Source organism: Actinoallomurus sp. NPDC050550 (assembly GCF_040655075.1).
In the GTDB taxonomy this organism is placed as follows: Bacteria; Actinomycetota; Actinomycetes; order Streptosporangiales; family Streptosporangiaceae; genus Actinoallomurus.
Genome location: NZ_JBFAJC010000009.1, coordinates 246,018 through 271,785 on the forward strand (window position 1 = coordinate 246,018; position 25,768 = coordinate 271,785).

Sequence of the window (25,768 nt, forward strand, 5' to 3'; positions counted from 1 at the left end):
GGGGCCGGAGTCTTTCCGCGGATAATCCGTCAGTCCGAGTCGAGGACGGCGGCGAACAACGCCCACGCGGTCGCGGTCTCACGCGCCAGCCCGGCCACCGCCTCGCGGCAGTGGCTCGGCACGGCCGCGACCAGGCCGGTCCAGTCGTCCTCCGTGAGGGTCTGGGCGTTGAGCACCCGGAGCAACTCGCGGCCGGAGTCGGTGTGCCGCAGCGCCGGATCCTTCATCAGCCTGACCAGAACCTCCCGCGCCTGCGCCGGTCCGGCGTCCGGTCCGGATCGGGCGTCCGCGTTCGTCCGGGCGGCCCCGGCGGGCCGCGGTGCGGCGCCGGGCCGGATCGGGTCGTCCGGGCGGGCCGTGGGGGCGGGGGGCGCGGCGGAACGGGTCGTCGCGCCGCGCGGGACCGGGTCTCGGCCCTGGAGGAGGCGTTTGCGGACGTCATGGGCGGTGGACAGCGAGATGCCCGCCGCGCGGGCGACCTCGCGCAGGGAGGCTTCGGGGCGGGCGCTGATGATCTGCGCGGCGAGCTGCCGTCCGCCCGCCCCGCTCACCGGACGCGCCCGGCCGTCCGTGCCGACGCGCGCGTTCGTCTGCGGAATCTGCGGGGTCGAACGCCGTACGGACGCGACCGTCCGGGCCGACAGACCGGTCCGGGCGGCGATCCTGCGGTCCGACGCCTGTGGCTCGGCGGCCAGGATGCGCGCGGCAGCGGCCCGGCGGTCGGCGAGGGTCAGCGGGAGGCCGTGCGCGACGTTCAGCTCCACCGCGCGGGCGAACGCCTCGGCGGCGCTGCCGTCGAAGAAGACCGCCTCGATCTCGGTGTCGCCGCGCAGCATCGCGGCGCGCAGCCGGTGCATCCCGTCGATCACCCGCATGGTCGGACGGTGCACCAGGATCGGGGGCAGCGGCGTCTCGACGCCGGCGAGGCGGACCACGTGCTCGCGGTCCTCTCCCCGCAGGCGGGGGGAGTCGGCGGGGCGCAGCGAGCCGATCAGGACGCGGTGGACATCGGCGCCGGAGGTGCCCGCACCGCCGGGGAAGTGCGCTTCGGCCGTCTCCGGTCCCGGCCGATGCGCGGTGCCGCGTGCCATGGACTTCCTCCCCGTCGTCCGGAACGGAACGATCCCCCCCGTGACCCCGCGGAACGAACGCGAAGACGGGCTCCGTCGATCGTCGTTCCGGGGGCACGCGCCCCCATTGCAAACCGATTGGTCGGTTTGTTGCAACCCTGGGCACCCGGTGTTCGGGCCGTCGTGAATCCTCCGGACGGCCTGGGGCGGTGAACTGGACGGCGTTTACGCAAGCCGTGGCGCGAATATCACCAAACGATCTGATGCGTCACGCTAGGTAGCTGAATTGCGAACGTCTGGAGTGGCCGAGGTCCGCGCATACTGTGCACTGTGACGTAGATCACCACCCAGTCGAGAGGGGTGGCCGAATGCAAGGTGCGGATTCAGTATTTCCTTTCCGTGGGAGCGCTTAGATAAACCGCCGTCTCGCCGATTCTGCGGGCCGCCGCGAGACTGGCCCACGCCGTGAGCCCGAGCAGCGCCGCGTCGTCGGGGTCGGCGTGCCGGAACGCCGCCACGTCCGCCGGACCGACGCGGTGGGACGCCAGCGCGGTGAGCAGCGCCAGCCGGGCCGCCGGACGCTCCGCGTCGGGCAGCGCGGCCACCGCCTCGTCCAGCCAGCCGCGCCCGGCCGCCGGGTGCGTGCCGTCCCGGTCCGCCAGCCGCTCGAGCACCAGGGCGCGCACCGGCGCCGGCAGCGCCCGCCGCCCGGCCCGCTCGATCGCCTCCACCGCCCGTGCGAAGGCGTCCTCGATCACCGGATCGGCGGCGGCCCACGCCAGATCGCCGGGCGGCGACGCCTCCGAGAGCAGCCCCAGCGCCGCTCCCGGCTCGGCCCCCCGCCGCGCTGCCGAGCGCAGCAGGCGGCCGAGCACGCGCAGCATGGGCGCGCGCACCTGCGCGGGCACCCGCGGTGGGACGGGCGAGTCGTCCAGGAAGACGTTGACCATCCGGTTGAGGTAGTGGAACGTGACCGCCACCCCGACCAGGCGGGGAGCCCGCGTAGCGTCGAACGGCGCGGCCGCCGGCTCGCCCGGCCCACACCGCCCCGTGCCGGCGGCCCACGCTGCGAGCGTCCCCCGGTCGTCCTCGCCCGCCGCCCGGGCGGGGACGAGGCCGTGGAGGGTGGCGTCGTGGACGGCCACGCAGTACGGGCAGGCGTTGGCACGGGAGACGGAGGCCGCCACGGTCTCGGCGTCCGGGCGGCCCGAAGCGGGACCGGCGACCAGCGTCTCGCGGAGCATGAGCCAGGAGGCGGCGAGGACCTCGGGCGCGGGGGAGTGCAGGGCCACCGGCGGCGCGAGCATGCCGAAGTCGTGTTCGACCTGCGCGTATACCCGGGCGACCAGACCCTGGGCCGCGTCGGGGCGGACCGGCTCGACGTAGGCGACCCGGTCCAGCGTTCGGTGCAGGGCGCGCCGGACGAGCCGCGGCGTCGCCCGGCCTCTTGGCGCCCCGGCCCCGGGAGGCAGGTCCGAGGGGTTCGCGTCGGGGCGGGTCATCGGCGGACCAGGCCGGGGACGAGCGGGAGCACGGCGCGGCGGGCGCTGGTGGCGCCCTCGGGCGCGGGCGCGCCGTAGCGGACCTCGACGCCCCGGTCGCGGGCGGCCTGGACGATCCCCGGCATGGCGCGTTCGGCGAGCGCGGCGATGGTGAGGGCGGGGTTGACGGTCAGCGCGCCGGGCACGGCCGAGCCGTCGGTGACGAAGATGCCCGGGTGGCCGCGCAACTGGTGCCGGTCGTCCAGCGCGGAGGTGGCGGGATCGTCGCCGATCCGGCAGGACGCCAGCGGGTGCACGGTGTACGCGCCGACCAGGTCGTTCGTCCAGGGCAGCACGCGGGCCAGGCCGTCGCGATCCAGAATGTCCTTGACCTCGGCGTCCGCCTCTGCCCAGCCGCGCAGCGTGTTGGCGCTCGGCACGTAGCGTAGCGGGCCCCGGCCGAGCATCTGCTGGGAGATCCGCACCGCGTTGCCGGTGGGCGGGAGGTCGCCGAACACGCCCTCGTTGTCGTCCTCGCTCATCGTGAACACGGTCAGCCAGGACTGCCAGCGGCTCAGCATCTCCTTCTTCTCCGGGCCGAACCAGGTGAGACGGCCGTCCGCGCCGGGCACCTGCGCGAGGATCGTGCCAAAGCCGGGAGGGAAGTACAGCTGCTCCAGGGAGAACCGGGAGAACTCCGGCAGATCGGGGTCGAGCCGGTCCCAGCTCGCCACGCACGGCCCCTTCCCGATCTGGGACGCGGCGTACGCGGCGTCGCCGCGCGACAGGCCGAGCACGGTCCGGACACGTTCCTCGTCGAACACGGCGGTGTTGAGGCGTTCGCCGTTGCCGGAGAAGTAGCGGCCCACGCTGTGCGGCATCGGCCCGAGCGCGGGCTCGGAGCGCTTGAGGATCGCCGGCGTCGCGCCCGCCCCGGCCGCGACCACCACGAGCCTGGCGTCGAGCGTGCCGCTCCCGGCGGTCACCCGGTAGTCCTCGCCGTCGATGACGTTGTAGTGCACCCGGTAGCCGCCGTCGCCTGTGCGGGACAGGTGCTGCACCTCGTGCAGCGGACGGATCTCTGCGCCGTGTGCGACGGCGGCGGGCAGGTAGTTCAGCAGCAGCGACCGCTTGGCGTCGAACCGGCAGCCCGACATCATCCAGTTGCAGTTGGTGCACTTCTCCCGGTCGATCGCGGCCGGGGCCGGGTTGGCGGTGCGCCCGGCGTGCGCGCACGCCGCCGCGAACAGCCCGCCCGAGTAGGTGACGTCGTTCCAGTCCTGCCGAGTGATCGGCAGCGCCTCGGCGACCCGGTCGTACCAGGGGTCCAGGGTGTCCCGCGTGATCGCGGCGGGCCACATGCGGCGGCCGATCCCGCCTCGGCGGTCGAACACGAATCGCGGGGCGCGCGGCATCGCGGCGAAGTAGACGACGCTGCCGCCGCCGACGCAGTTGCCGCCGAGCACGCTCATCCCGTCGCCGACGACGAAGTCGAAGATCCGGGTGTAGGACGAGCCGAGCAGGAAGTCGTGGTCGAACTCGTCGCTGGCCACCCACGGCCCGCGCTCCAGCACGGTGACGCGGGCCCCGCCCGCCGCCAGGTGGTACGCGGCGATCGCGCCGCCGAAGCCGCTGCCGATGATGACGACGTCGGTGCGTTCGACCGCGCCGGCCACGCCGCCGCCCCGGCCCGCCGTGATGTTGTCCGTGGTGCTCATGCGGGACTCCCGGTGGAGGTCGTGCCAGGGTGGATGGGGGCCAGTTCGCGCCGGTAGGAGAAGGCCGGGAAACGCCACAGGCCGTCCCGGTCCGGCGGGGCGAAGCCCATGGTCGCCAGACCGGGATGACCTGCCCTGATCGCATCCAGGGTGGGCAGGTGCGCGGCGGTGTCGAAGGCCATGTTGCAGAACAGCGCCAGCAGCACCCACAGCTCCTTCTCCGGGTGCTCGGGCGAGGTCAGCGTGCGCACGAGCGCGGTGCGGTCGGCGAAGTCCAGCGCCACGAACGGCGGGACGGTCTCGTCCAGGACGCGGCCGTGCTCGCGGGCATGCGCCACAGCGTGCCGGTTGAGCGCCTCGACATAGCCGTCCAGGCCGTCCGTCACGCCGGTGGCAGGGTTCCGCAGCAGGGCCAACGCGCCGGCCGCGACCGCGCCCGGTCCCGGGGCGGCCCCCGCCACGGCCCGGTCGCCGGGGTCGCGCCGCTCGCCCGGGACGATGGTGTCCGCGAACGCCTCCAGGGTGGCCGTCGCCGTGTCCCGACCGGCCGAGGCAGATGTTTCCACCCGTATCCTCCTCGCCATGGTGAATTCACAAAAAGGATCGGTGGTCCTGGCGAGCACAGTCATCTTCAGGATTGCCAGCTGATAATTGACCTGTCAAAGATTCTGTCATAGAATGATCATTCTCCGCGAAAGGGTGGGTGTTGACTCATGCAGGAACGCGCACGGCGTACGCGAGAGACCATTCTTCGGGCGGCCGCCGCCGCCTTCGAGGCCAACGGCTACGGTGCGACGACACTGCAGAAAATCACCAGTCTTGAGGACGTCAGTAAAGGGGCGCTTTATTTTCACTTTCAGGACAAGGAGGCGCTCGCTGCGGCGATCGTGGCAGAGCACGACGCGCTCTGTCGTGGACTGCTCGTGGAACTGCGTTCCCGGCATCCACGCGCACTCGTCCAGCTGGTGGAGTTCTCCTGGGCGGCGGGCCTCGCCTTTCGCGACAACCCCGCGGCCCGCGCCGGGATCCGGCTGCTGCTGGAGACCCGGCTCTACGAGTCGTACATGCGCCCCCCGCACGCGGGCTGGATCGCGGAGATCGCGGACCTGCTGGCGGAGGCGGACCGCCAGGGCGACATCGCGCCCGGCGTGAGGACCGCCGACGTCGCCCGGTTCATCGTCGCGACCTTCACCGGGCTGCAGCAGATCGTCATCCTGGACGGCGGGCCGTCCGACCCGGTGAGCTGCGTGACCACGATGTGGCGCTGCCTGCTCCCCGGACTCGTGCGCCCCGAGCGCCTGCCCGACCTCGTCGGCCGGCTCGACGCGCGCGCCGGCATGCCGGACCACGGCTGATCCGGTGCGGCCGGGGGCGGGTGCCCTCGGGCCGCACCGGACGGTCAGCCCGCCGCCGGGGCCGGCACGGGTGGGCTGCCGCTCTTGAGCACCCGGTAGATCATCTCCGGGCTCATGAGGCCGGGCGCGGGATCGACCAGCCCGGCCACCCGCATGAACGCACGGGTCACCGCGGGGTCCCTGGTCATGGCGGACTGGAGCAGGCCCATGTAGGCGTTCGTCATCTCCAGCTCGGGCGGACGCGGCCCCTCCACCTGCGGGAACGCCAGGTCACCGCCCGCCGAGATCTGCCACGGGGCCTCGACCACCCCGGCCACGTCCTTGAGGAACGGCAGCGGTTCGGGCACGCCGCGCTCGAGGTGCGCGCGCAGCGTCAGTGCCTCCAGCGCGGCCACCGTCATGCCCTGGCCGTAGACGGGGTTGAAGCTGCAGAACGCGTCGCCCATCACGAGCAGCCGGTCCGGGAACCGCTCCAGATGCTCGTAGTGGCGGCGGATACTGGCCGGATAGGTGAACGAGACCGGGTCGTCCAGCGGCTCGGCGTCCTTGATCACCTCGTACACGTCCGGCACCGCGAGCGACCTCGCCCAGTCGAGGAAGCCCTCGGGGTCGGTGGGCGCGGCGTCGCCCAGCACGCCGGTGAGCGAGACGATGCAGCGCCCGCCGTCGACCCGGGAGAAGAACGCGCCGCGCGGGTGCGACGGCGTGGACACCGGGTTGATGGACAGGTCGCCGCACAGGATCGACTCGTCCGGCAGCCGGTAGTGCCGCGTGGTGTAGGTCAGGTCGATCTTGATCCGCTGCTCGACCGGCCGGGAGAAGCCGTGCTCCTCCAGCCACGCCGGAGTCCGGGAGCCGCGTCCGGTGCAGTCCACGACCAGGTCGGCCGCGATGGCCCGGGACGCGGAGTCCGCCGCCGTCCGGTCCTGGACGCGGACGCCGGTGACCCGACCGTCGCCGTCCGCGGTGAGCAGTTCGAGGATGTCGGTCTCCTCGGCGAACGCGATGTTCTTCCAGCCCGCCACCGATTCGCGGACGAGGTTCTCCAGGACCGGCCGGTCCGCCGAGACGCAGATCAGCCCGGTCGGGGACGGCCGGGTGCGCCGCCCGCCGAAGAACCAGCGCAGCTCGCCGAGGTCGGCGGTCGGCACGCCGGCCGCGACCGCGCGCTCGGTGAAGCCGGGGAACAGCTCGTCCAGGATCTGCTGCCCGCGCGCGAGCAGCCCGTGCACGTGCCGTCCCTGCGGCACGCCGCGCCGGGCCGTGGTCACCCCGGTCAGCCGGTCCCGGTCCACGATCACCACTTCGGCGTACGCATCGGCCAGCACCCGGGCCGCCAGCAGGCCCGCCATGCTCCCGCCGAGCACCACCGCCCGCTCGCCCATGCGGCCCTCCCCCACGTCAGCGCGCATCGCGGGGGCTGTTCTGGTAGGACGCGAGCCGCCACTCGCCGTCGCGCTTGACCACCAGCCAGGACGCGCGGATGGCGTCCTCGTCGGCCAGTTCGGTCCGGTCCGCGGCGATCACGCCGCCCTCGGTGATGACCAGGCCGACCTTGGGGCCGAAGAACCGCACGTTCACCGGCTTGCCGGTCACCCGCGTCCCCTTGAAGACCCCGGCGAAGGCGTCCCGCATGAACGCGGCGATCGCATTGTTCCCGGCGACGTATACGCCGGGCAGCACCATCGTGCCGTCCTTGACGAACAGATCACCGAAGCCGTCGGCGTCGTGCGCCGCCCAGACCTCGACGAGCTTCCTGGGCAGCGCCGCCACGGCCTCGTGGTCGGCGGGAGAGGGATGGGTGCTGATGGACGGGCTCTCTGTCACTTCGACTCCCTAATTCAGCGCCATTGTCGGCGGCCCCTGCCATGCGCTTTTTAAACCTTCCACCGAGACCCGTGCCGGACAATATCCCGGATTGCTCACCGGTCCTTCGGTAAGGCAATCGAGCGGATGCTCCTCGACCCGCCCAGTTGCCAGAATTCTCGCTGGATCACGGCCGTTTCATCGAAGGAGGACAGGGTGACAATCGCCCACGCAACCCCGCGGGCCGACCTGGTCGCCGCCGCGGCGGCGCTGGCGCCGGCGCTCGCGGAGCACGCGTCCTGGAACGAACAGAACCGGCGGCTGCACGACGACACCGTGCGGACCCTCTCCGAGGCCGGGATCTTCCGGCTGCGGCTGCCCGCCCGGTACGGCGGCCTGGAAGCGGACGCCCGCACCGTCGTGGACGTGCTCGCCGAGGTCGCCCGGGCCGACGGCTCGGCGGCCTGGATCGCCGGGGTCAACGCCATCACGACCTGGATGACCGGGCTGCTGCCCGACGCCGTCCAGGACGAGGTGTTCGCCGACCCCGACACCCGGATCTGCGGGACGCTCAGCCCGACCGGTATGTGCGTGCCCGCCGAGGGCGGGCTGGTGCTGAACGGTAAGTGGACGTTCATCAGCGGCGCGCTGCACGCCCGGTGGCAGGTGATCGTCGCGATGGCCCCCGCGCCGGACGGCTCGTTCTGGCCGATCATGACCGTGGTGCCGATGTCCGACCTGACCGTCGTGGACGACTGGGACACCTCCGGGCTACGCGGCACCGGCAGCGTCAGCACCGTCGCCGAGAACGTGGTCGTCCCGCAGCACCGCGTCCTGCCGCTGCCGCTGGTGCTCGCCGAGCGGTACGCGTCGGAGGCGAACGCCGCGTCCCCGGTCTGGCGCGCGCCGCTGCTGCCGACCGCCTCCGCGCTGTCCGTCGGCACCGCCGTCGGGCTCGCCGTCGCGATCCGCGACCGGTTCCTGGACCGGCTGCCCACCCGCAAGATCACCTACACCGCGTACGAGAACCAGGCCGAGGCCCCGGTGACGCACCTGCGCCTCGCCGAGGCCGACATGAAGATCGACGAGGCGTTCTTCCACGCGCACCGGCTCGCCGACACCCTGGACGCCAAGGGAGCCGCGGCCGAGCCCTGGACCCCGGTGGAGCGGGCCCGCGCCCGCGCCGACATGGGACGCGCCGTCCGGCTCGCGCGCGAGGCCGGGGATCTGCTCAACGACGCGAGCGGCGGGTCGTCCATCTACGCCGGCGAGCCCATCCAGCGGATCGCCCGCGACCTGCACGCGATCACCATGCACGCCCTGATGAACCCGGACACCAACGACGAGCTTTACGGCCGCGTGCTGTGCGGCATGGAGCCCAACACGCTCTATATCTGACCTTCTCCCTTTCGCAGGAACCGCCGCCCGTGTCCGACGCGGGCGGCGGTTCATTTCACGGCTCGGTTCCTGTCAGGCCGCGGTTCCTGTCATCGGCGGATCAGGGGGCGCAGGACGCGAGGTCGCCGGTCGGCGGGGTCGACGGGGTCGGGCCGAAGAACAGGCCCGCGCACTGCTGGAGGAAGGTCGGGTTCTCCTCGGGGATCCAGTGCCCGGTGTCGGGCGCGACGACGGTCCGGACGTCGCTGGCGACCGCCTGGAACGACTGCGCCACGCCCGCGCCGAAGACGTACTGCGAGCCCATGGCGAGGATCGGGACCGTCACCTTGGTGCTCGAAGCGGCCTTGTTGTACACGGCGTTGGCCGGGAACGCCCGGTAGTACTCGAAGCCCGCGCTGCGGTGGTCGGCCTCGGAGTACGCGCGGACGTTGCCGTCCTGGTCGATCCGGTCGGGGTATCGCGCGGAGCTGAACAGCCAGGTCAGGTAGGTCCGGGTGTGCGCGGCGTCGTTGATCAGGTTCTCCGGGACGGGCTTGGCGGTCTGGTTGAACAGCAGGTGCCAGCTCACGCCGTAGGCGTTCTCCAGGCCGAATCCGTTGAGCGGCGACTCCAGAACGGCCATTCGGGAGACGTCGGACGCGAAGTCGTGCGCGTAGGCGTAGGCCACGGACACGCCGAGGTCGTGCGCCAGGATGGCGACCTTGCCGAGCCCCAGCGCCGCCACGCCCTGGTGGATGCGCGCGGCGGTGTGCGCGCTGTCGAAGCCGCCGGACGGCACGCTGGACGCGCCCAGCCCCGGCAGGTCGAAGGCGACGACCGTGTGGGTCTTGGCGAGCTCCGGCATGACCTTGCGCCACTCGCGCCAGGTCTCCGGCCAGCCGTGCAGCAGCACGAGAACGGGGCCGGAACCGCCCTTGACGTAGTGCAGGGTGCCGCCGTCCACCGAGACGGTGCCGTCCTGGAAGGCCGACAGGTCCACGGTCTGGTCGGCGAGGCGTGCGCCCGCCTGCGCGCTGGAGGTCGAGGCGAACAGTACGGCCGCCGCGGTCGCCGCGGCGGCCAGCCGTCCGCGCCACCGCCGGGAGCGGCGCGGACGGTGGATGGGGGAGTGGTCCTGCTGCATCGTGCTTCCCTTCGTCGTGGCCGACAACTCGTCGATCACTAAGACCGGTCGGCGACGCGGGACTCATCGGTCGCCGACCGGTCCGGTTGGACTGGTTCGCACGTGCTGGTCGGAAGTGCGGTTCGGAGCGGGTCGGTCAGGACGCGGGGCGGAGGGCGTGGGTCAGGACGCGGGGCGGAGGGCGTGGGTCAGGACGTCCTGGTCAGCCGCACGGGCAGCGTGCGGTGGCCGTTCATGATGAAGGTCGGGAGCGGCTGCAGTTCCTCGTGCGGCACCGCGAGCGCGAGGTCGGGGAACCGGCCGAACAGGCTCGACAGGCCGACAGTGGCCACCATCCGCGCGATGCCCGCGCCGAGGCAGTAGTGCGGGCCGTGCCCGAAGGACAGATGCTCCTTGTTCTCCCGGGTGATGTCGAACCGCCCGGCGTCCTCGCCGTGCAGGGCCGGGTCCCGTCCGATCGCGCTGTAGTTGACCAGGATCGGGTCGCCCTTGGGGATTTTGACGCCGTCCAGTTCGATGTCCTCCACCGCGTACCGCAGCGGCAGGTGCGCGAGCGGCGACTCGACCCGCAGCGTCTCGTCGATGACGTCGTCCCAGCTCGCCTCGCCGGTGGTGACCAGCGCGCGCTGCTCCGGGTGGGTGAGCAGCGCGGTGATCGCGTTGTCGAAGAAGTTGATGGTCGTCTCCGACCCCGCGCCGAGAATCGCGAAGATGGTGTCGGCGAGCTCCTGCTCGCTGAGCCGGGTGCCGTCCTCGTCGCGGGCCGCGATCAGGTCGCTGGTGATGTCCTCGCCGGGCGTGCGCCGCTTCTCCTCGATCAGGTCGGCCATCGCGCCGCGCCATCCGGCGAGCACGGCCTGCGCCTGCTCGGGCGTCACGGTGGTGTCCACCATCATGTCGATGACCTTGGCGGTCTGCGCCCGCGCCTCCTCGGACATGCCGATGAGGTCGGCCACCAGCCGCGCGGGCAGCGGGTAGGCGAACCGCTCGCGCAGATCCACCACCTCACCGGGCGGGGTCTGCGCCAGGCCGTCCAGGAGCTGGTTCGTCAGCTCCACCACACGCGGCCGGATCGCCTCGGTGCGGCGCGGCGTGAACGCCTTGCCGACCAGCCGGCGCAGCCGAACGTGGTCCTTGCCGTACGCGGTGACCATGTTGTCCATCGCGATCCAGCTGATCATCTCCCAGTCGGGCGGGATCTCGCCGTTGATGAACGCGGGCCAGTGGTTGCGTGCGCTCTTGGTGACCCGGGGGTCGGTGAGCACGCGGCGGACGGCGTCGTGCCGGTTGACCGACCAGGCGCATACCCCGCCGGGCAGGCCCACCAGAACGGCGGGGCCCCGCGCGCGGAGCGCGGCGGCCTCGCCGTGGAGGTCGTGGCCGGACGGGTCGAGGCTCACCGGGCAGCGTTGGTCCATCGGAGTGGTCTCCTTGTCCGTACGTGAGAGTCAGCGGAGGGTGCGGAAGAACGTCCGGACGTCGTCGACGAGCGCCCCGGGCCGCTCCATGGCGGCGAAATGGCCGCCCTCGTCGAACTCGGTCCAGTGCGTGATGGACGGCAGGTCGCGGTCGGCGAACCGGCGCACCGGCAGGAAGACGTCGTGCGGGAAGACCGCGACGCCGACCGGCACCGGCACCGGCGGCGGAACCACGCCAGAGATCGCCTGTGCGACCGCCGCCGCGCCCTCGTAATAGAAGTGGGCGGACGAGCCGATCGTCTTGGTGAACCAGTAGATCGAGGCCTGGGTGAGCAGTGCGTCGCGGTCCACGGCGGGCTCGGGTGCGCCGCCGTTGTCCGTCCACTCGGCGAACTTCTCCGCGATCCAGGCGAGCTGGCCCACCGGGGAGTCGTGCAGCGCGTAGGCGAGCGTCTGCGGCCGGGTGGCCATCACCTTCATGTAGCCGGACAGCTCGGCGTCGAAGCGGGCGAGCGCGCCGAGCCGCGCCTGGTCCGCCTCGTCCAGCCCGGCCATCTCGGCCGGGTCCCCGGACGGGAAGGTCATCAGCATGTTGACGTGCACGCCGAGCACGTGCTCAGAGTCGTGCCGTCCGAGCTGGAGCGAGATCGGCGACCCGGCGTCGCCACCCTGCGCCGCGTAGGCGTCGTAGCCCAGGCGGCGCATCAGCTCGGCCCAGGCGGCGGCGATGCGCGGCACGTCCCAGCCGGTCTCACGCAGCGGGCTGGAGAATCCGTAGCCCGGTAGCGACGGGATCACCAGATGGAACGCGTCGGCGGGGGCGCCGCCGTGCGCACGCGGGTCGGACAGCGGGCCGACGACCCGCTCGAATTCGGCCACCGACCCGGGCCAGCCGTGCGTGAGGAGCAGCGGCAGCGCGTCTCGCTCGGGCGACCGGACGTGCGCGAAATGGATGGTCTGGCCCTCGATCTCGGTGGTGAACTGCGGGATCTCGTTCAGCCGAGACTCGGCCGCGCGCCAGTCGTAGCCGTCCCGCCAGTACCCGGCCAGCTCCTTCAGCCAGCCGCGCGGCACGCCGCGCCGCCACCCGACGCCGGGCAGTTCGTCCGCCCACCGGGTCGCGGCGATGCGGTGCTTCAGATCGTCGATGTCGGCCTGCGGGATCTCGATTTTGAACGGGCGCATGGCCCAACCCCATTCCTGTCGGCGGAGACGGACGGCGGACGACTCGTCGCCGAAGGCGCGCACACCGGCGGAGCCACGACCGACGGTCGCATCGCCGATCAGGACGCCGCATCTTCCGCATTGCGCACCCCGCCGGCACCGGCCGCCACGGACGGCACACTCGGAGATGCGCGCCGGGCTGGACACGTCCGACGATGACGCGGTGGCCGTCCGGAACCCCGAGCGAAACGGAGGCCGAGTCCGTGACCGCGTCCCTGGAGAGTTCCGCATCGGAGGTCCCGGCGCCGAGCGTCGTCATCGCCGTCCCGAACGAGGTCCTGGCACACGGCCTCGAGGCGGTGCTCCGGTCCGCCGGGGTCCCGGTCGTGCGGCGTCTCCAGCACGGCGCGGACGCGGCCCTCGCGCTGCGCCGCGAACCGGCCGACTACGTCCTGGCGGCGGGCGATCCCGGCTGGCTGGACGGCGTCGCCGCCGCGGCGGCGGGCACCCGCGCCAAGATCCTGCTGATCGTGGACATCCACGCGGCGCCCGACGTCCTCGCCCGGACCGTCATCCGCGCCGACGGCTACCTCGCCCAGCAGGACCTGTCCGCCGAGACGCTGGACGACTGTCTGCGCCGGGTAGGGCGGGGCGAGCTGCCCATGCCGTTCGGCCTCGCGCACGCGCTGCTCGACGGGGCCCGGCCGCCCGCCCCGCGGCGGGCTCGCGCGACGCGGCTCACCGACCGGGAGCGGCAGGCGCTGGAACTGCTCGCCGAGGGGCTGACCAACCAGCAGATCGCGCGCCGCCTGTCGATCTCCAGCCACGGCGCGAAGCGGCTGGTCACCGCCATCATGCTGAAGCTGGACGCGCCCAACCGCACGGCCGCGGTCGCGACCGCCCTCGGGGAGGGGATCATCGAATCCCGGTGAGGGCGGGACCGGCCGGGCACTCGTCCGGCGGCAGCGACCGCCCGCGCGCGAACTCGGCCGCGAAGTCCGGCTCGCCCAGCGCCGCCAGCGTCCGGGCCCGGACCCGGTCGGCGTCCGCGCGTTCCGAGCCCAGCAACGGGGTGCCCGCCGCGTCCCGGACGGCCGCGGCCGCGCCCAGCAGGCGGGCGGCCCGCCGGGGCGCGCCGTCCAGCGAGTACGCGCCCGAGAGCCCCTCCAGCGCCAGCGCGACCGCCCTCGGCTCGCCGGTCTCCCGGGCCGCGGCGTAGCCGTCCCGGTGCCGGGCCAGGGCCTCCTCGGCGTCGCCGCGCTGCTCGGCGACGAAGCCGAGCTCGGTCTGCACCGTGGCGAGGCCGTCCGGCCACGCCATCTGCCGGTTCCAGTCCAGCCAGGGCAACAGCCGCTTGACGGACGGGTCGAGCCGGTTCCGGCGCCGGTCGGCGACCGCCATCCCCACCTCGGCGGACTGCTCGATCACCGGGTTGGACTGCTCGACGGCCAGCTTGCGGGCCCGCTCGTACAGCTCGTCGGCCTCGGAGTAGTCGCCGGTCAGCACGGCGATCCGGCCCAGCTCGCACAGCGTGAAGGCGACCTTGGGCCAGAGCCCCAGCTCCTGGGCGACGCGCAGGTTCTCCAGATGCAGCGTCCGCGCGCGGGCCCAGTCCCCGTTGAGGCGGGCGAGCGTCGCCAGCGGATCGGTCGCGTTCAGCACGCCCCATTGGTCGCCGAGGCTCCGGAACAGCGCCGCGCTCCGCTCGGCGTCGCGCCGCAGCGCGGCGTGGTCGCCACGCAGCAGCGCCCCCCAGGCCAGCGTGCTCAGGGCCGCCGCCACACCCCACTCGTCGCCGAGCGCGCGGGCGTCGGCGAGCACCTGGGCCGGCAGCGTTTCGCCGGGCGGGGCGTCCGGGCCGCTCGGGATCACCACCGCCAGCAGCCCGCGCGCCCGGGTCAGCGCGCGCGGGTCGGCGACGTCGGCGGGGAGCGGGCCGAGCACCTCCGACGGCAGCGCGGCGGGCCCGGCCGTGCGGCCCGCCATCGCCGACAGGGCGCACTGCCAGGTCAGCGCCGTGAGCCGGAGGCCCGGCGCGGCCTCGCCCGGGACGGCCAGCGCCCGCGACAGCGAGCGGGTCCCCTCGTCCAGCCGTCCGCGCACCGTCCAGTACCAGGCGAGCGCGCAGGCCAGCCGGACCGCCAGGCCCTGCTCGCCCTGCCGGACGGCGGCGTCGAGCGCGGCCCGCAGGTTCAGGGTCTCCAGGTCCAGCCGCCGCAACCAGGCTCGCTGCTCCGGGCCGCGCAGGTTCGGGTCGGCGCGCTCGGCGAGCTCGGTGTAGTGCGCGGCGTGCCGGAGCCGGACCCGGTCCAGCTCGTCGGCCTCCCGCAGCCGCTCAAGGCAGTACGCCGCCACCGACTCCAGCAGCCGGTACCGCGCGCCGTCCGGGGTCTCCTCCAGCACGACCAGCGACCGGTCGACGAGGGTCGCCAGGGTCGCCAGGACGTCCTCGACGGGCACCGCGCCGCCTGAGCAGACCGCCTCGGCCGACTCCAGCGTGCAGCCGCCCGAGTGCACCGCCAGCCGCCGCAGCACGGTCCGCTCGTCCGCCGACAGCAGCTCCCAGCTCCAGTCGATCATCGCCCGGAGAGTCCGCTGCCGGGCGGGCGCACCGCGGGTGCCCGCGCCCAGCAACCGGAACCGGTCGTCCAGCCGGGCCGCCAGCTGCTCCACCCCCAGCGTCCGGACGCGGGTGGCGGCCAGTTCCAGCGCGAGGGGCAGGCCGTCCAGCCTGCGGCAGATCGTCAGCACGGCGGGGGCGTTCCCGGCGTCGAGGGCGAACCCGGCGGACGCCGCCTGCGCCCGCGTCACGAACAGCCGCACCGCGCTGTAGCCGAGCAGCGCCGCCGCGTCCCGCTCCGGGGCGTCCGGGCCGGGCACCGCGAGCGGCGGCACGCTCCACAGCCGTTCGCCCGCCACGCCCAACGGCTCGCGGCTCGCGGCCAGCACGCGCAGCTCTGGAGCGGCCCGCAGCAGCCGGTCCACCACCTCGGCGGCGGCCTCCACCACGTGCTCGCAGTTGTCCAGCACGATCAGCAGCCGCCGCCCGCGCAGCACCGCGGCCAGCCGGTCCAGCGGAGACCCGCCGGCGTCGGGCGCGCCGGACGGGACCGGGCCAGGCACGCCGAGCACGGTCGTGATCATCTCCGCGATCGCGGCCGCCGCGTCGGCCGCCGCGGGGCCGGAGCCGGGGGCGGAGGGGGAGCCGTCCAGCCCGGCCAGTTCCACGAGCCAGACGCCGTCCCGGAACCGGTCGGTCAGCGTCGCCGCCGTGGCCGTCGCGAGCCGGGTCTTGCCCACGCCGCCCGGCCCGGTCAGCGTCACCAGGCGGGCGGCGTCGAGCAGCTCCTCGGCCTCGCGGATCGCCGCCTCCCGCCCGATCAGCTCGGTGAGCGGCACGGCCAGGTTGGTCGTGGCGCGCGGGGCCGGGGCGGGCGCGGGCTCGCCCGACAGGGCCGGGTCGTGGTCGAGGATCGCCGCGTGCAGGGCGGCCAGCTCGGGGCTCGGGTCCACGCCGAGCGACTCGCGCAGCTCCTCGCGCAGCCGGTGGAAGCCGTCCAGCGCGTCCCGCTGCCGTCCGGCCCGGTACAGCGCCCGCATGTGGACGGCGCGGAGCCGCTCCCGGTGCGGGTGCCGCTCGACCAGGTCGGCGAGCTCGCCGACGAGCAGGTTGTGCTCGCCCAGGTCCATCCGGGCCTCGGCGAGCAGCTCCAGCGCGGCAAGCCGCTGCTCCTCCAGGCCTGCGATCGTGGCGCGGGCGAACTCCTCGTCGGCGAAGTCCGCCAGCGCGGGGCCCCGCCAGAGCTCCAGCGCCTCTCCCAGCAGGGTGGCCCGGGACCGCAGGTCGTCGGTCCGCTCGGCCTCGGCGACCAGCGCCCGGAACCGCTCGGCGTCGGTCGCCTCGCCCGGGACCGCGAGCAGGTAGCCGGGGCTGCGGTGGACGATCAGATCCCGGCCGCCCGGCTCCGCCTCGTCCAGCACCCGGCGCAGCTGGGAGACCTTGCTGCGCAGCACGGCGCCCGGGTTGCCGGGCAGCCGGTCGCCCCACAGGTCGTCCACCAGTCGGTCGGCGGACACCGGGAACCCGCGGTGCAGCAGCAGGACGGCCAGCAGCCGCCGGACCTTCAGCTCCGGGATCCGGACCGGCTGGCCGTCCGGGGCCCACACCTGGAGGGGACCGAGGATGCCGAATCGCATGACGACCACCGTAGACCAGCGGGCCGTCCGGCATCCGGAACGGCACCGGAACGTATCCGGAACGTCGCGGACGGACACTGCGCGGGCAGGCCCGCCGCGCCACCTCGCAGGCCCGTCGGCCCGACCGGTCGCGGACGGCACCTGCCTCGTACCGCACAGACCGCATACCGAGAGGAAGGACTGATCATGTCCGCGAACGCCACCAACGCCCCGCCGGTCGAGGGGGGCCCGACAGCGGGGCGCGCGGAGTGGACCGGCCTCCTCGTGCTGGCCCTCGCCACGCTGGTCCTCTCGCTGGACCTGAGCGTGCTGAGCCTCGCGCTGCCGCACCTGGCCGAGGATCTCGGCGCGAGCGGCATCCAGCAGTTGTGGATCATGGACATCTACGGGTTCATGACCGCGGGCTTCCTGATCACCATGGGCACCGTGGGGGACCGGGTCGGCCGCCGCCGGCTGCTGATGATCGGCACCGCGGTGTTCGCGGTCGCCTCGGTCGCCGCCGCCTACTCGCAGAGCCCCGAGGCGCTGATCGCGGCGCGCGCGGTGATGGGCCTCGCGGCTGCCACCGTCATGCCGTCCGGCATGGCGCTGATCGCCACCATGTTCGTCAACCCGGTGCAGCGCGGCATGGCGATCTCCTCGTGGATGAGCTGCTTCATGATCGGGATGCTGCTCGGCCCGGTGGTCGGCGGCATCATGCTGCACTTCTTCTGGTGGGGATCGGTCTTCCTGATCGGCGTGCCGGTGGTGCTGGTGCTGCTGGTCGTCGCGCCCCGGGTGCTGCCCGAGAGCCGGTCGGACCAGGCGGGACGGATCGACCCGCTCAGCGTCGTGCTGTCGCTCGGCGCGGTGCTGGGCGTCGCCTACGGGTTCAAACGGCTCGCGGTGGACGGCTGGGAGGCGCTGCCCATCGGCATCGTCGTCGCGGGGCTGCTGCTCGGCGCGCTGTTCGTGTACCGGCAGCACCGGATGGACGTGCCGCTTCTGGACCTGTCGCTGTTCGGCATCCCGGCGTTCGCCGTCTCGCTGGTGCTCGGCCTGCTCGGCGGCGCGGTGCAGGGCGGCAGCGCGTTCATGGTGAACCTGCACCTGCAGATGGTCGAGGGGCTGTCGCCGCTGAAGACCGGGCTGTGGCTGCTGCCGACCTTCCTGGCGATGATCCTCGGCCTGATGATGGGGCCCGGCATCGCGCAGAAGGTCAAGCCCGGCTACGTGATCTCGGCGGGGCTGCCCATCGCCGCCGTCGGCTACGTCCTGCTGACCCAGGTCGGCGCGCACGGCGGGCTGGCGCTGGTGCTGATCGGCTTCGCGGTCACGCTGTTCGGCGTCGGCATCCCGATGGGGCTCGGCACCGGGCTCGGCATGAGCACGGCGCCGCCGCAGAAGGTCGGCGCGGCGTCCTCGCTGATGCAGACCTGCAACGAGCTGGGCGTCGCCGTGGGTATCGCACTGCTGGGCAGCATCGGCACCGCCGTCTACCGGAGCGATCTCGGTGGGAAGCTGCCGGACGGGCTGCCCAAGCAGGCCCACGACGGGGCCATGCAGAGCATCGCCGGGGCCGTGAACGTGGCCAAGAGCATTCCCGGCAAGGTCGGGGACGACGTGCTCCGCGCGTCGCGGGAGGCCTTCACCTCGGGCCTGCACACGGTCGCCATCGTGGCCGCCGTCGTCATGGTGTGCCTGGCGGTCGTGACCGGTACCGTGCTGCGGCACATGCTGCCCACCCCGCCCGGAATGCCCGGGGGCCCGCCCGGAGGCCCCGGCGGTCCAGGTGAGCAGCACGCCACGACGGCGGGCGAGCCGTCGTCGGGCGCCGGGGCCGAAGAGCCACCGGGGGAGTAACCGGACCGGACCGACGAACCATCGGGGGAGTCTCCGAGTCCCCACACGAGGCGGCCGCTCCGCGCGATGATCGGCGGGGCGGCCCCTTGTCGTCCCCCGACCATCCGGGCCGGGCGTACCGGCCCCGCGACAGGACGGAGCAGCATCATCTACGGCAACCTGGAGATCCGGCGGGCGCGGGTGAACAACCTGCGGAACGTCTCGCTGGACATCCCGAAGCAGAAGATCACCGTGTTCACTGGGGCCTCGGGCTCCGGCAAGTCCTCGCTGGCGTTCGGCACCATCGCGGCCGAGTCGCAGCGGCTGATCAACGAGACCTACCCGGCGCACGTCCAGGCCGCCCTGCCGAAGTACGGGCAGCCGGACGCGGACTCGATCGCCGGGCTGTCGGCCGCGATCGTCGTGGACCAGCAGCGGATGGGCGGCAACGCGCGCTCCACCGTCGGCACGGCCACCGACGCGTACACGCTGCTGCGGCTGCTGTACTCCAGGGTGGGACGGCCCGCCGTGAGCCATCCGAAGAAGCTGTCGTTCAACGACCCGCAGGGCATGTGCGAGGAGTGCGAGGGCCTGGGCCGGGCGGCGGCCGTCGACATCGACGCCCTGGTGGACCGGGACCGGTCGCTCAACGAGGGGGCCTTCCGGTTCCCCACGCTCGAGCCGGGGTCCGCGCACTGGAACTTCTTCGTCAGCTCCGGCTTCTTCGACAACGACAAGAAGCTCGCCGACTACGACGACGAGGAATGGGACCTGCTGCTCAACGGCCCCAGCCGGAAGGTGAGCATCGAGCGCGGCGACAAGGTCTCCAACTTCACCTACGAGGGGCTGCTGCCGAAGTTCCGGCGGTTGTGGATGGCCAAGGGCGCGGACCGCATCGCGGCCCGGCTGCGCGAGCCCTACGAGCGCGTGGTGACGACGGGCCGCTGCATGAGCTGCGGCGGAACCCGGCTCAACCCGGAGGCGCTCGCCTGCCGCGTCGACGGGAAGAACATCGGCGAGTGCATGGCCATGGAGGTCGCCGACCTCTCCCGGTTCGTCGCGGCGGTCGAGGAGCCGGAGGTGGCGCCGGTCGTCTCCGCGCTGACCCACCGCCTGGGCGGCCTCACCGGCATCGGCCTGGGCTACCTGAGCCTGGACCGGGAGAGCGTCACGCTGTCCGGCGGCGAGTCCCAGCGAGTCAAGATGGTCCGCCACCTCGGGTCGAGCCTCACCGACATGACCTACGTCTTCGACGAGCCGACGGCGGGCCTGCACCCGTTCGACGTGCACCGGCTCAACGAGCTGCTCGTCCGGCTACGGGACAAGGGCAACACCGTGCTCGTCGTGGAGCACAAGCCCGAGGTCATGGAGATCGCCGACCACGTGGTGGACCTGGGACCGGGCGCGGGACGGGACGGCGGCGAGATCGTCTACCAGGGCGACTTCGCGGGCCTGCGCGCGTCCTGCACCCTCACCGGCGGCCACCTGGACCGCCACCAGCGGATCAAGGACGAGCCCCGCGAGCCGCGCGGGTGGCTGCGCATCGAGCGCGCCCGGCTGCACAACCTGAAGGACGTGACGGTCGACGTCCCCGAGGGCGTCCTGACGGTCGTGACCGGAGTGGCGGGCGCGGGCAAGAGCGCGCTGATCCAGGGGTGCCTGCCGCGCCACCGGCCCGACGCGGTCTTCATCGACCAGAGCATCCCGCGCGGCTCGCGGCGGTCCACCCCCGCGACCTACACCGGCATGCTCGACCCCGTCCGGACCGCCTTCGCCAAGGTCAACCGGGTGGACCGGGCGCTGTTCAGCGCCAACTCCGAGGGCGCCTGCCCGGACTGCCAGGGTCTGGGCGTGATCTACACCGACCTGGCGCACCTGGACCCGGTGGTGACCACCTGCGACTCCTGCGACGGCCGCCGGTTCAATGACGAGGTGCTCGGCTACCGCCTGCGCGGCCGGGACATCAGCCAGGTGCTGGAGATGACGGCCGCCGAGGCCGCCGACTTCTTTACCGAGCCCGACATCACCGCGCCGCTGCGCCGTCTGATCGACGTGGGCCTCGGCTATGTCACCCTCTCCCAGCCCGTCAGCACGCTGTCCGGCGGCGAGCGGCAGCGCCTCAAGCTCGCCAACGAACTCGGGAAGTCCGGCCGCCTCTACGTCCTGGACGAGCCGACCACCGGCCTCCACATGAACGACGTCGACCAGCTCATCGACCTGTTCGACCGCCTGGTGGACGGCGGCAGCACGGTCATCGTCATCGAACACGACCTGGACGTCGTCTCCCGTGCTGACTGGATCATCGACCTGGGCCCCGGCCCCGGCCACGAGGGCGGCAACGTGGTCTTCACCGGCCCCCCGACGGCCCTGCTGGACGCCCAGGACTCGGTCACCGCCGAATACCTCCGCCGCCGGGTGGCCTCCCGCGTCGGCTGAGCCGGCGCGCCCGCGCGGGGCGGTGTCTCCCGCGCGGGGCGGTGTCTCCCGCGCGGGGCGGTGTCTCCCGCGCGGGCGCGGCGGCCGTTCGGGCGAATGGGCAAGTGCGGAGATGCGGGGCGAGCGGGCGCTCGTGAGACTTCAGGGAGGCATCGCGAGAGGAGTCCCCATGCGTGTCCTGTTCGTGACCCCGCCCGCGCTCAAGTCCCATATGTACGTGCAGACGCCGCTCGCGTGGGCGCTGCGGACGGCGGGCCATGAGGTGCGCGTCGCCGTCCAGCCCGACCTGGCCGAGGCCGTCCAGGGCACCGGGCTGACCGCGGTGGTGGCGGGTGAGAACATGCTCGACCGGCTGACCGAGATCGACGAGGCCGAGCCGCCGACGGAGCCCCGCCCGCCCGGCGCGCCGACGCCCGTGCAGACCGACTACGCCGCCGACGACCCGCACGCCGAGCTGGACTACCTGGTCGACAAGTTCCTGAGCAGGCTGTGCGACGAGCGAATCGTTGCCGACATGGTCGACTTCGCCCGCCGCTGGAAGCCCGACCTGGTCATCTGGGACCAGCTCTGCTATGCCGGGGCGGTGGCGGCGCGCGCGTGCGGCGCGGCGCACGCGCGGATGCTGTTCGGCGCGGACGCCCTGGTGCAGCTCCGGTCGGGCGCACGGCGGCAGAAGCCGGACGCCGACCCGATGCAGGACTGGCTGGCCGCGCTGCTCGGCCGGTACGGCGCCGAGTACGCCGACGACGCCGTGACCGGGCACTGGACGATCGACACCATGCCGCCGTGGGTCTGGCGACCGGAGGGCCCGGCGTACCTGCCGGTCCGGCACCTGGCGTTCAACGGCCCGTCCGTCGTCCCGGACTGGGTGCTCGATGCCCCGGACCGGCCCCGCGTGGCGCTCACCCTCGGCCTGTCCCACCAGGAGTCGGGGGTCGCGCACGCCTCGACCGCCGAGCTGCTCGACGCGGTGGCGGACGTGGACGCGGAGGTGGTGGCCGCGATCGGCGGTGTCCCGGACGGGGCGTCCGCCGTGCCGGACAACGTGCGCGTCGTCGACTTCGTCCCGCTGAACGCGCTACTGCCGAGTTGCGCCGCGGTCGTGCACCAGGGCGGCACCGGGACCTTCGCGGCGGGCTACGAGTACGGCGTCCCGCAGTTGCTCGTGCCGAGCGTCTACTGGTCCGACAAGTGGTTCGGCCCGGTGGCGCAGGCAAGCGGCCTGGAACAAGAGGGCGCGGGGATCTACGTCGCCGACTCCGACCGGCTCACCGCGGACGCGTTGCGCGAGGCGCTGCGGACCGTCCTGGACGACCCCGGCTACGCGGCGAACGCCGCCCGCCTGCGCACCACCCTGATGGCCCTGCCCACCCCGAACGGGATCGTCCGCCTGCTGGAGGAGCTGACGGCCGAGCACCGCGGGCGCGGGGCCTGAATCCGTTCCGGGGCGGGCCCGTTCGGACGTCCGAGGGGGTGGCGGTCGTGCGCCGCGAGTGCGTCGCCCGGACCGCCCGGAACGGGTGCGCGAAGTGACGAGGGGGCGGGACCGCCGCGCGCGGTCCCGCCCCCTCATGTTCCCGGTCAGGCGGTGAAGGTGTGCTCGTGCATGGCGTCCTCGATGTCGGCGAGTTCGAGGAAGCGGTCGCAGACCGGATCCCAGTCGCCCGCGTTGCCGGCCACGAGGCACTCGCCGAACAGGCGGGCCTGCCGCTGCTTGTACCGGGCCATCGTCAGGTCGCCGCCCGCCTTGAAGAACGCCGCGTAGTCCATGCCACGCCGCGCCTGGGCCGGGAAGGTGAAGATGGTCAGGAAGGCGTGGCTGCGCGGGGGGAGCTCGTCGTTGCGCAGCCGCTTGGCGAAGTCGCGGATCACCTCGCCGCCGGACGGCGTCTCCCGGCGGATCGAGTCGAAGTAGGCCATCGCCGCCATGTACCGCTCGTCCGGCGTCGGCGTGCTCCGCACCCGCAGGTCGAGCCAGCGGTGGAACGGCCCTCCGGGGCAGGGCAGGTCGTCCGCCCGCCAGGATCGTTCCAGGTCGGACAGGGCCATCGACGCCGCCGGGAATCCCAGCGGGTCGTGCAGGTAGACCCGCTCGTCGTCGATCGCGTACGCCACCACGTAGTGGTCCGCGCCGCGCGCGTGCTGGTGGTAGGGGAAGTAGCGCAGGTACCCCATGTCGAGCGGGCCGAGCAGGACCGGGCCGGTGGTCAACTCCGCGCGCAGGATGGCAGCGACGTCGGCATCCGCCGGGCCCGAGCGCGCCATGCAGTCGAGCCCGAGCAGGTCCAGCGCCCGGACGAGCCGGTCCGGCGACGGGACGAGGCTGAAGTAGAGCTTCTCGCACTCCGGTTCCGAGACCAGGTGGCCGCCCATCAGTGAGATGCCGGTGAGCACCTCGATCAGCCCGGAGCTGATGCCCTGGACGCCCTGACCGGACACGAACATGGCGGCCGCGTCGGCATAGCAATAATTCACGTTCCCGTGGTACTCGAACGCACCCGACAGCGATTCGCCTGGAGTTCCGGCGGCGGAGAATTCCATTCCGTTCCCCTTTTCATCGATGGTGATGCGCCCGATGTTAGCCGTTTATCTCGACATTTTCACTGGTCCGAAGAAATGGCGCAATAACGGAGAAACCGCAGAGCCGCGGTGGGGGGAGGAATGAGAGCGGCTCCGCGGTTTCGCCGGAGTGTGTCCGATCAGGCGAAGGAGATCGGCGCGCTGCCGAAGACGCCGTCGGCGTTCCCGGCGTTGATGGTGCACTGGATCTTGGCGCAGTCGACGGTTCCCCAGGCGGTGCCGTCACCGAGGCGGCCGTCGAAGGTGCTGTGCACGATCTTGGTGGTGGCGCCGGAGCCGCCGGCGTCCAGGGTCACCTGCGTCATGTCGGACAGGTTGCAGGCCCACTGCCCGGACTGGACCTCGGCGCACTCGACCACGCCGACGTTCGAGTCGCCGGCGAAGCCGCTCGCCGAGACGTTCACGGTCGCGCCGTCCGACAGTCCGGTGGACGGCGAGGCGGTGACCGCGGGCGCGAGGGCGGGGGACGCGGCGGAGGCGGGCAGGGCGGCGGCCGTCGCCAGGCAGGTCGCCAGGCAGGTCGCCGTGGCCAGCCTGGCGGTGAGACGGACTCGCGTCGGGGACATGTGAGAGCTCCTTCTGGATCGCTTGGACCGGCGGTCCGCCGGTCCCGGTTGGCGCGTTCCACACTGCGCTCCATGAGTTCCGGACTTGTTCCGGTCCGTTTTTGTCAGGAGTTCCGTCAGGCCTGCTGCTAGGGATGACGCTGGGCGTCCGGCATCGGCTCCGGATGGCTCGACCGGGGCGCAATTCCGAAGATGCATGGGACTTTCTGAAATGTGAGGCTACGGGCGGAAGCGCCCCCCGAACGCCAGTGCCCACTGAAAGGAACGAAGCACCCATGAGCCCGACGCTGCCCGCCGGATTCGGCATGGTCGAAGGAGTTCCCGAAGAGCGCTACCAGGAATGGCTCGACTGCTGGCTCGGCGCGTTCGGCAGCCCGCCCGGCGCGGACGAGGCGATGGTCGGCTTCTACCGCCGGACGCATCCGCCGGAACGGGCCATCGCGATCTACGACGACGGCGGGTACGTGGCGACGAACACCTCCCTGCACCGGGACTTCGTCCTGCCGGGCGGGGCCACCGTGCCGATGGCCGCCTGCACCGGGGGCTCCTGCCATCCGACGCTCACCCGGCGCGGCCTGATGAGCGTCACGCTGGACCGGCTGCACCGCCGGGCCGCCGAGGAGGGCAAGGCACTGTGCGCCGGGGGCGTTTCGGAGTGGCCCATCTACCGGCGGTTCGGCTACGGGCCCGCGACCTGGTACGACTCGGTCGAGATCGACGTGCGCCGGACCCGGCTGCGCGACGACGTGCCGGGCGAGGGCGTCCGGCCGCGCCGGGTCGAGGGCGCGGAGGCGCGGGAGGTGGCCCGGCGGGTCTACACCCGGCAGGCCGCGACGACCCCGGGCGAGGTCGTCCCGCCGGACTGCTTCTGGGACCGGCTGGCGATGGACCCGGGCTCGCCCGAGCTGGAGATGATGCTCGCGCTCAGCGGGCCGGGCGGCCCCCGCCACTGCGCCGCGATCGGGGACCGCGGCCTGGTGTCCTACCGGATCATGCCGGACTGGACGGACGAGCAGGCCCCCAACAACGTGCTCCAGGTCATCGACTTCCTCGCCGCCGACGACGAGACCGCCGGGGCGCTCTGGCGACACCTGTTCTCCATCGACATGATCGGCGAGATCCACGTGTGGCGGCTGCCGGTGGACGACCCGCTGCGCTGGTGGGCGGTGGACGCGCGGTGGATCCGGACCCGGCCCAAGGACGGGATGTGGCTGCGGTTGATCGACGTGCCCCGGCTGCTCTCGGCGCGCACCTGGTCGGCCGACGGTGCGCTGACGCTGCGGGTCCACGACGACCAGGGGTACGCCGAGGGCACCTACCGCCTGGAGGCCGGCGCCGGGACCGGCTCGTGCGCTCGCGACACCGCCACACCCGACCTGGAGATGGATGTGTCCGCGCTGGGCGCGATCCTGCTCGGTGGCACGTCCGCCGCCGGAATGGCCCGCAGCGGCCGAATCCAGGCCAAGGACCCGCGCCACGTGCGCCTCTGGGACACCATGGCCACCCCCGAGCGAGCCCCCTTCATCTCGTACTGGTTCTGACGCCCGCCGCGTGTCCACGGCCGCCGCACCCCCCCAGGGGACCGTCGGCGGGCGGAGCGGCCGCGGCGCGATCCGCCCCGGGCGGGAGGTCGTC

At 73.1% G+C, this 25,768-nt stretch carries 19 protein-coding genes; 7 read left to right on the top strand and 12 right to left on the bottom strand.

Annotated features, from left to right (window positions below; genetic code table 11):
- Positions 1 to 29 precede the first annotated feature (29 nt).
- The 4 genes from AB0I04_RS15790 to AB0I04_RS15805 form a co-directional block, all read right to left on the bottom strand.
- On the bottom strand, positions 30 to 1,091 hold the full coding sequence (locus AB0I04_RS15790; protein ID WP_360884517.1) for a ParB N-terminal domain-containing protein: 1,062 nt from the start codon (positions 1,089 to 1,091) through the stop codon (positions 30 to 32).
- A gap of 362 nt (positions 1,092 to 1,453) precedes the next feature.
- Positions 1,454 to 2,572, bottom strand: a complete 1,119-nt coding sequence (locus AB0I04_RS15795; RefSeq protein ID WP_360884520.1) for a carboxymuconolactone decarboxylase family protein — start codon at positions 2,570 to 2,572, stop codon at positions 1,454 to 1,456.
- Positions 2,569 to 4,269: a GMC family oxidoreductase gene (locus AB0I04_RS15800; protein ID WP_360884523.1), complete on the bottom strand. Its 1,701-nt coding sequence runs from the start codon at positions 4,267 to 4,269 to the stop codon at positions 2,569 to 2,571. Before AB0I04_RS15800 ends, AB0I04_RS15795 begins: the two co-directional genes overlap by 4 nt.
- Positions 4,266 to 4,835 carry a DUF5987 family protein gene (locus AB0I04_RS15805; RefSeq protein WP_360884526.1) on the bottom strand — a complete coding sequence of 190 codons (570 nt, stop codon included), beginning with the start codon at positions 4,833 to 4,835 and terminating at the stop codon, positions 4,266 to 4,268. Before AB0I04_RS15805 ends, AB0I04_RS15800 begins: the two co-directional genes overlap by 4 nt.
- Positions 4,836 to 4,982: 147 nt before the next feature.
- On the opposite strand from AB0I04_RS15805, the gene AB0I04_RS15810 reads away from it, so the two are divergent.
- The gene (locus AB0I04_RS15810) at positions 4,983 to 5,624 is read left to right on the top strand and encodes a ScbR family autoregulator-binding transcription factor (RefSeq protein WP_360884530.1); all 642 of its coding nucleotides are present in this window, start codon (positions 4,983 to 4,985) and stop codon (positions 5,622 to 5,624) included.
- Positions 5,625 to 5,668: 44 nt separating this feature from the next.
- Here the strand turns inward: AB0I04_RS15810 and AB0I04_RS15815 are convergent, their stop codons facing one another.
- Both AB0I04_RS15815 and AB0I04_RS15820 read right to left on the bottom strand, forming a co-directional pair.
- A complete protein-coding gene (locus tag AB0I04_RS15815) occupies positions 5,669 to 7,036 on the bottom strand; it encodes an FAD-dependent oxidoreductase (protein WP_360884533.1) in 1,368 nt (455 codons plus the stop codon).
- Positions 7,026 to 7,451, bottom strand: a complete 426-nt coding sequence (locus tag AB0I04_RS15820) for an SgcJ/EcaC family oxidoreductase (protein WP_360884536.1) — start codon at positions 7,449 to 7,451, stop codon at positions 7,026 to 7,028. The genes AB0I04_RS15815 and AB0I04_RS15820 overlap by 11 nt, the downstream gene beginning before the upstream one ends.
- Positions 7,452 to 7,646: 195 nt before the next feature.
- Between AB0I04_RS15820 and AB0I04_RS15825 the strand changes: the two genes are divergently transcribed.
- Positions 7,647 to 8,828, top strand: a complete 1,182-nt coding sequence (locus AB0I04_RS15825) for an acyl-CoA dehydrogenase family protein (RefSeq protein ID WP_360884539.1) — start codon at positions 7,647 to 7,649, stop codon at positions 8,826 to 8,828.
- Between the two features lie 100 nt (positions 8,829 to 8,928).
- Here the strand turns inward: AB0I04_RS15825 and AB0I04_RS15830 are convergent, their stop codons facing one another.
- From AB0I04_RS15830 to AB0I04_RS15840, 3 genes are all read right to left on the bottom strand, one after another.
- Positions 8,929 to 9,951, bottom strand: a complete 1,023-nt coding sequence (locus AB0I04_RS15830) for an alpha/beta hydrolase (protein WP_360884542.1) — start codon at positions 9,949 to 9,951, stop codon at positions 8,929 to 8,931.
- A gap of 188 nt (positions 9,952 to 10,139) precedes the next feature.
- Positions 10,140 to 11,369, bottom strand: coding sequence for a cytochrome P450 (locus tag AB0I04_RS15835; RefSeq protein ID WP_360884545.1), 1,230 nt, complete (start codon positions 11,367 to 11,369; stop codon positions 10,140 to 10,142).
- Positions 11,370 to 11,399: 30 nt separating this feature from the next.
- Complete coding sequence (locus AB0I04_RS15840; RefSeq protein ID WP_360884548.1) at positions 11,400 to 12,554, bottom strand: epoxide hydrolase family protein; 1,155 nt, start codon at positions 12,552 to 12,554, stop codon at positions 11,400 to 11,402.
- A gap of 242 nt (positions 12,555 to 12,796) precedes the next feature.
- Here AB0I04_RS15840 and AB0I04_RS15845 point away from each other — a divergent pair, with 242 nt between their 5' ends.
- Positions 12,797 to 13,465, top strand: coding sequence for a response regulator transcription factor (locus AB0I04_RS15845; protein WP_360884550.1), 669 nt, complete (start codon positions 12,797 to 12,799; stop codon positions 13,463 to 13,465).
- Here the strand turns inward: AB0I04_RS15845 and AB0I04_RS15850 are convergent.
- The gene (locus AB0I04_RS15850; RefSeq protein WP_360884553.1) at positions 13,449 to 16,730 is read right to left on the bottom strand and encodes a BTAD domain-containing putative transcriptional regulator; all 3,282 of its coding nucleotides are present in this window, start codon (positions 16,728 to 16,730) and stop codon (positions 13,449 to 13,451) included. The two genes, AB0I04_RS15845 and AB0I04_RS15850, sit on opposite strands and share 17 nt — an antisense overlap.
- A 186-nt stretch (positions 16,731 to 16,916) precedes the next feature.
- Here AB0I04_RS15850 and AB0I04_RS15855 point away from each other — a divergent pair, with 186 nt between their 5' ends.
- From AB0I04_RS15855 to AB0I04_RS15865, 3 genes are all read left to right on the top strand, one after another.
- Positions 16,917 to 18,572 carry an MFS transporter gene (locus tag AB0I04_RS15855; protein ID WP_360884556.1) on the top strand — a complete coding sequence of 552 codons (1,656 nt, stop codon included), beginning with the start codon at positions 16,917 to 16,919 and terminating at the stop codon, positions 18,570 to 18,572.
- Positions 18,573 to 18,638: 66 nt separating this feature from the next.
- Entirely contained in the window at positions 18,639 to 20,987 is a 2,349-nt protein-coding gene (locus AB0I04_RS15860) for an excinuclease ABC subunit UvrA (RefSeq protein WP_360884559.1), read from the top strand.
- Between the two features lie 169 nt (positions 20,988 to 21,156).
- On the top strand, positions 21,157 to 22,422 hold the full coding sequence (locus AB0I04_RS15865) for a nucleotide disphospho-sugar-binding domain-containing protein (RefSeq protein WP_360884561.1): 1,266 nt from the start codon (positions 21,157 to 21,159) through the stop codon (positions 22,420 to 22,422).
- Positions 22,423 to 22,568: 146 nt separating this feature from the next.
- Here the strand turns inward: AB0I04_RS15865 and AB0I04_RS15870 are convergent, their stop codons facing one another.
- Both AB0I04_RS15870 and AB0I04_RS15875 read right to left on the bottom strand, forming a co-directional pair.
- Positions 22,569 to 23,528: a hypothetical protein gene (locus AB0I04_RS15870; protein WP_360884563.1), complete on the bottom strand. Its 960-nt coding sequence runs from the start codon at positions 23,526 to 23,528 to the stop codon at positions 22,569 to 22,571.
- Positions 23,529 to 23,686: 158 nt separating this feature from the next.
- Positions 23,687 to 24,133: an enediyne antibiotic chromoprotein gene (locus tag AB0I04_RS15875; RefSeq protein WP_360884566.1), complete on the bottom strand. Its 447-nt coding sequence runs from the start codon at positions 24,131 to 24,133 to the stop codon at positions 23,687 to 23,689.
- A gap of 275 nt (positions 24,134 to 24,408) precedes the next feature.
- Here AB0I04_RS15875 and AB0I04_RS15880 point away from each other — a divergent pair, with 275 nt between their 5' ends.
- Positions 24,409 to 25,674, top strand: a complete 1,266-nt coding sequence (locus AB0I04_RS15880; RefSeq protein WP_360884569.1) for a GNAT family N-acetyltransferase — start codon at positions 24,409 to 24,411, stop codon at positions 25,672 to 25,674.
- The last annotated feature ends 94 nt before the right edge of the window (positions 25,675 to 25,768 follow it).

Excerpts from the sequence above, each read along its gene's own strand:
- AB0I04_RS15860 (WP_360884559.1), top strand. The coding sequence starts at position 18,639 with ATGATCGGCGGGGCGGCCCCTTGTCGTCCCCCGACCATCCGGGCCGGG.
- AB0I04_RS15875 (WP_360884566.1), bottom strand. The coding sequence starts at position 24,133 with ATGTCCCCGACGCGAGTCCGTCTCACCGCCAGGCTGGCCACGGCGACC.
- AB0I04_RS15830 (WP_360884542.1), bottom strand. The coding sequence starts at position 9,951 with ATGCAGCAGGACCACTCCCCCATCCACCGTCCGCGCCGCTCCCGGCGG.
- AB0I04_RS15810 (WP_360884530.1), top strand. The coding sequence starts at position 4,983 with ATGCAGGAACGCGCACGGCGTACGCGAGAGACCATTCTTCGGGCGGCC.
- AB0I04_RS15865 (WP_360884561.1), top strand. The coding sequence starts at position 21,157 with ATGCGTGTCCTGTTCGTGACCCCGCCCGCGCTCAAGTCCCATATGTAC.
- AB0I04_RS15800 (WP_360884523.1), bottom strand. The coding sequence starts at position 4,269 with ATGAGCACCACGGACAACATCACGGCGGGCCGGGGCGGCGGCGTGGCC.
- AB0I04_RS15880 (WP_360884569.1), top strand. The coding sequence starts at position 24,409 with ATGAGCCCGACGCTGCCCGCCGGATTCGGCATGGTCGAAGGAGTTCCC.
- AB0I04_RS15855 (WP_360884556.1), top strand. The coding sequence starts at position 16,917 with ATGTCCGCGAACGCCACCAACGCCCCGCCGGTCGAGGGGGGCCCGACA.
- AB0I04_RS15840 (WP_360884548.1), bottom strand. The coding sequence starts at position 12,554 with ATGCGCCCGTTCAAAATCGAGATCCCGCAGGCCGACATCGACGATCTG.
- AB0I04_RS15850 (WP_360884553.1), bottom strand. The coding sequence starts at position 16,730 with ATGCGATTCGGCATCCTCGGTCCCCTCCAGGTGTGGGCCCCGGACGGC.
- AB0I04_RS15790 (WP_360884517.1), bottom strand. The coding sequence starts at position 1,091 with ATGGCACGCGGCACCGCGCATCGGCCGGGACCGGAGACGGCCGAAGCG.
- AB0I04_RS15795 (WP_360884520.1), bottom strand. The coding sequence starts at position 2,572 with ATGACCCGCCCCGACGCGAACCCCTCGGACCTGCCTCCCGGGGCCGGG.
- AB0I04_RS15835 (WP_360884545.1), bottom strand. The coding sequence starts at position 11,369 with ATGGACCAACGCTGCCCGGTGAGCCTCGACCCGTCCGGCCACGACCTC.
- AB0I04_RS15815 (WP_360884533.1), bottom strand. The coding sequence starts at position 7,036 with ATGCGCGCTGACGTGGGGGAGGGCCGCATGGGCGAGCGGGCGGTGGTG.
- AB0I04_RS15870 (WP_360884563.1), bottom strand. The coding sequence starts at position 23,528 with ATGGAATTCTCCGCCGCCGGAACTCCAGGCGAATCGCTGTCGGGTGCG.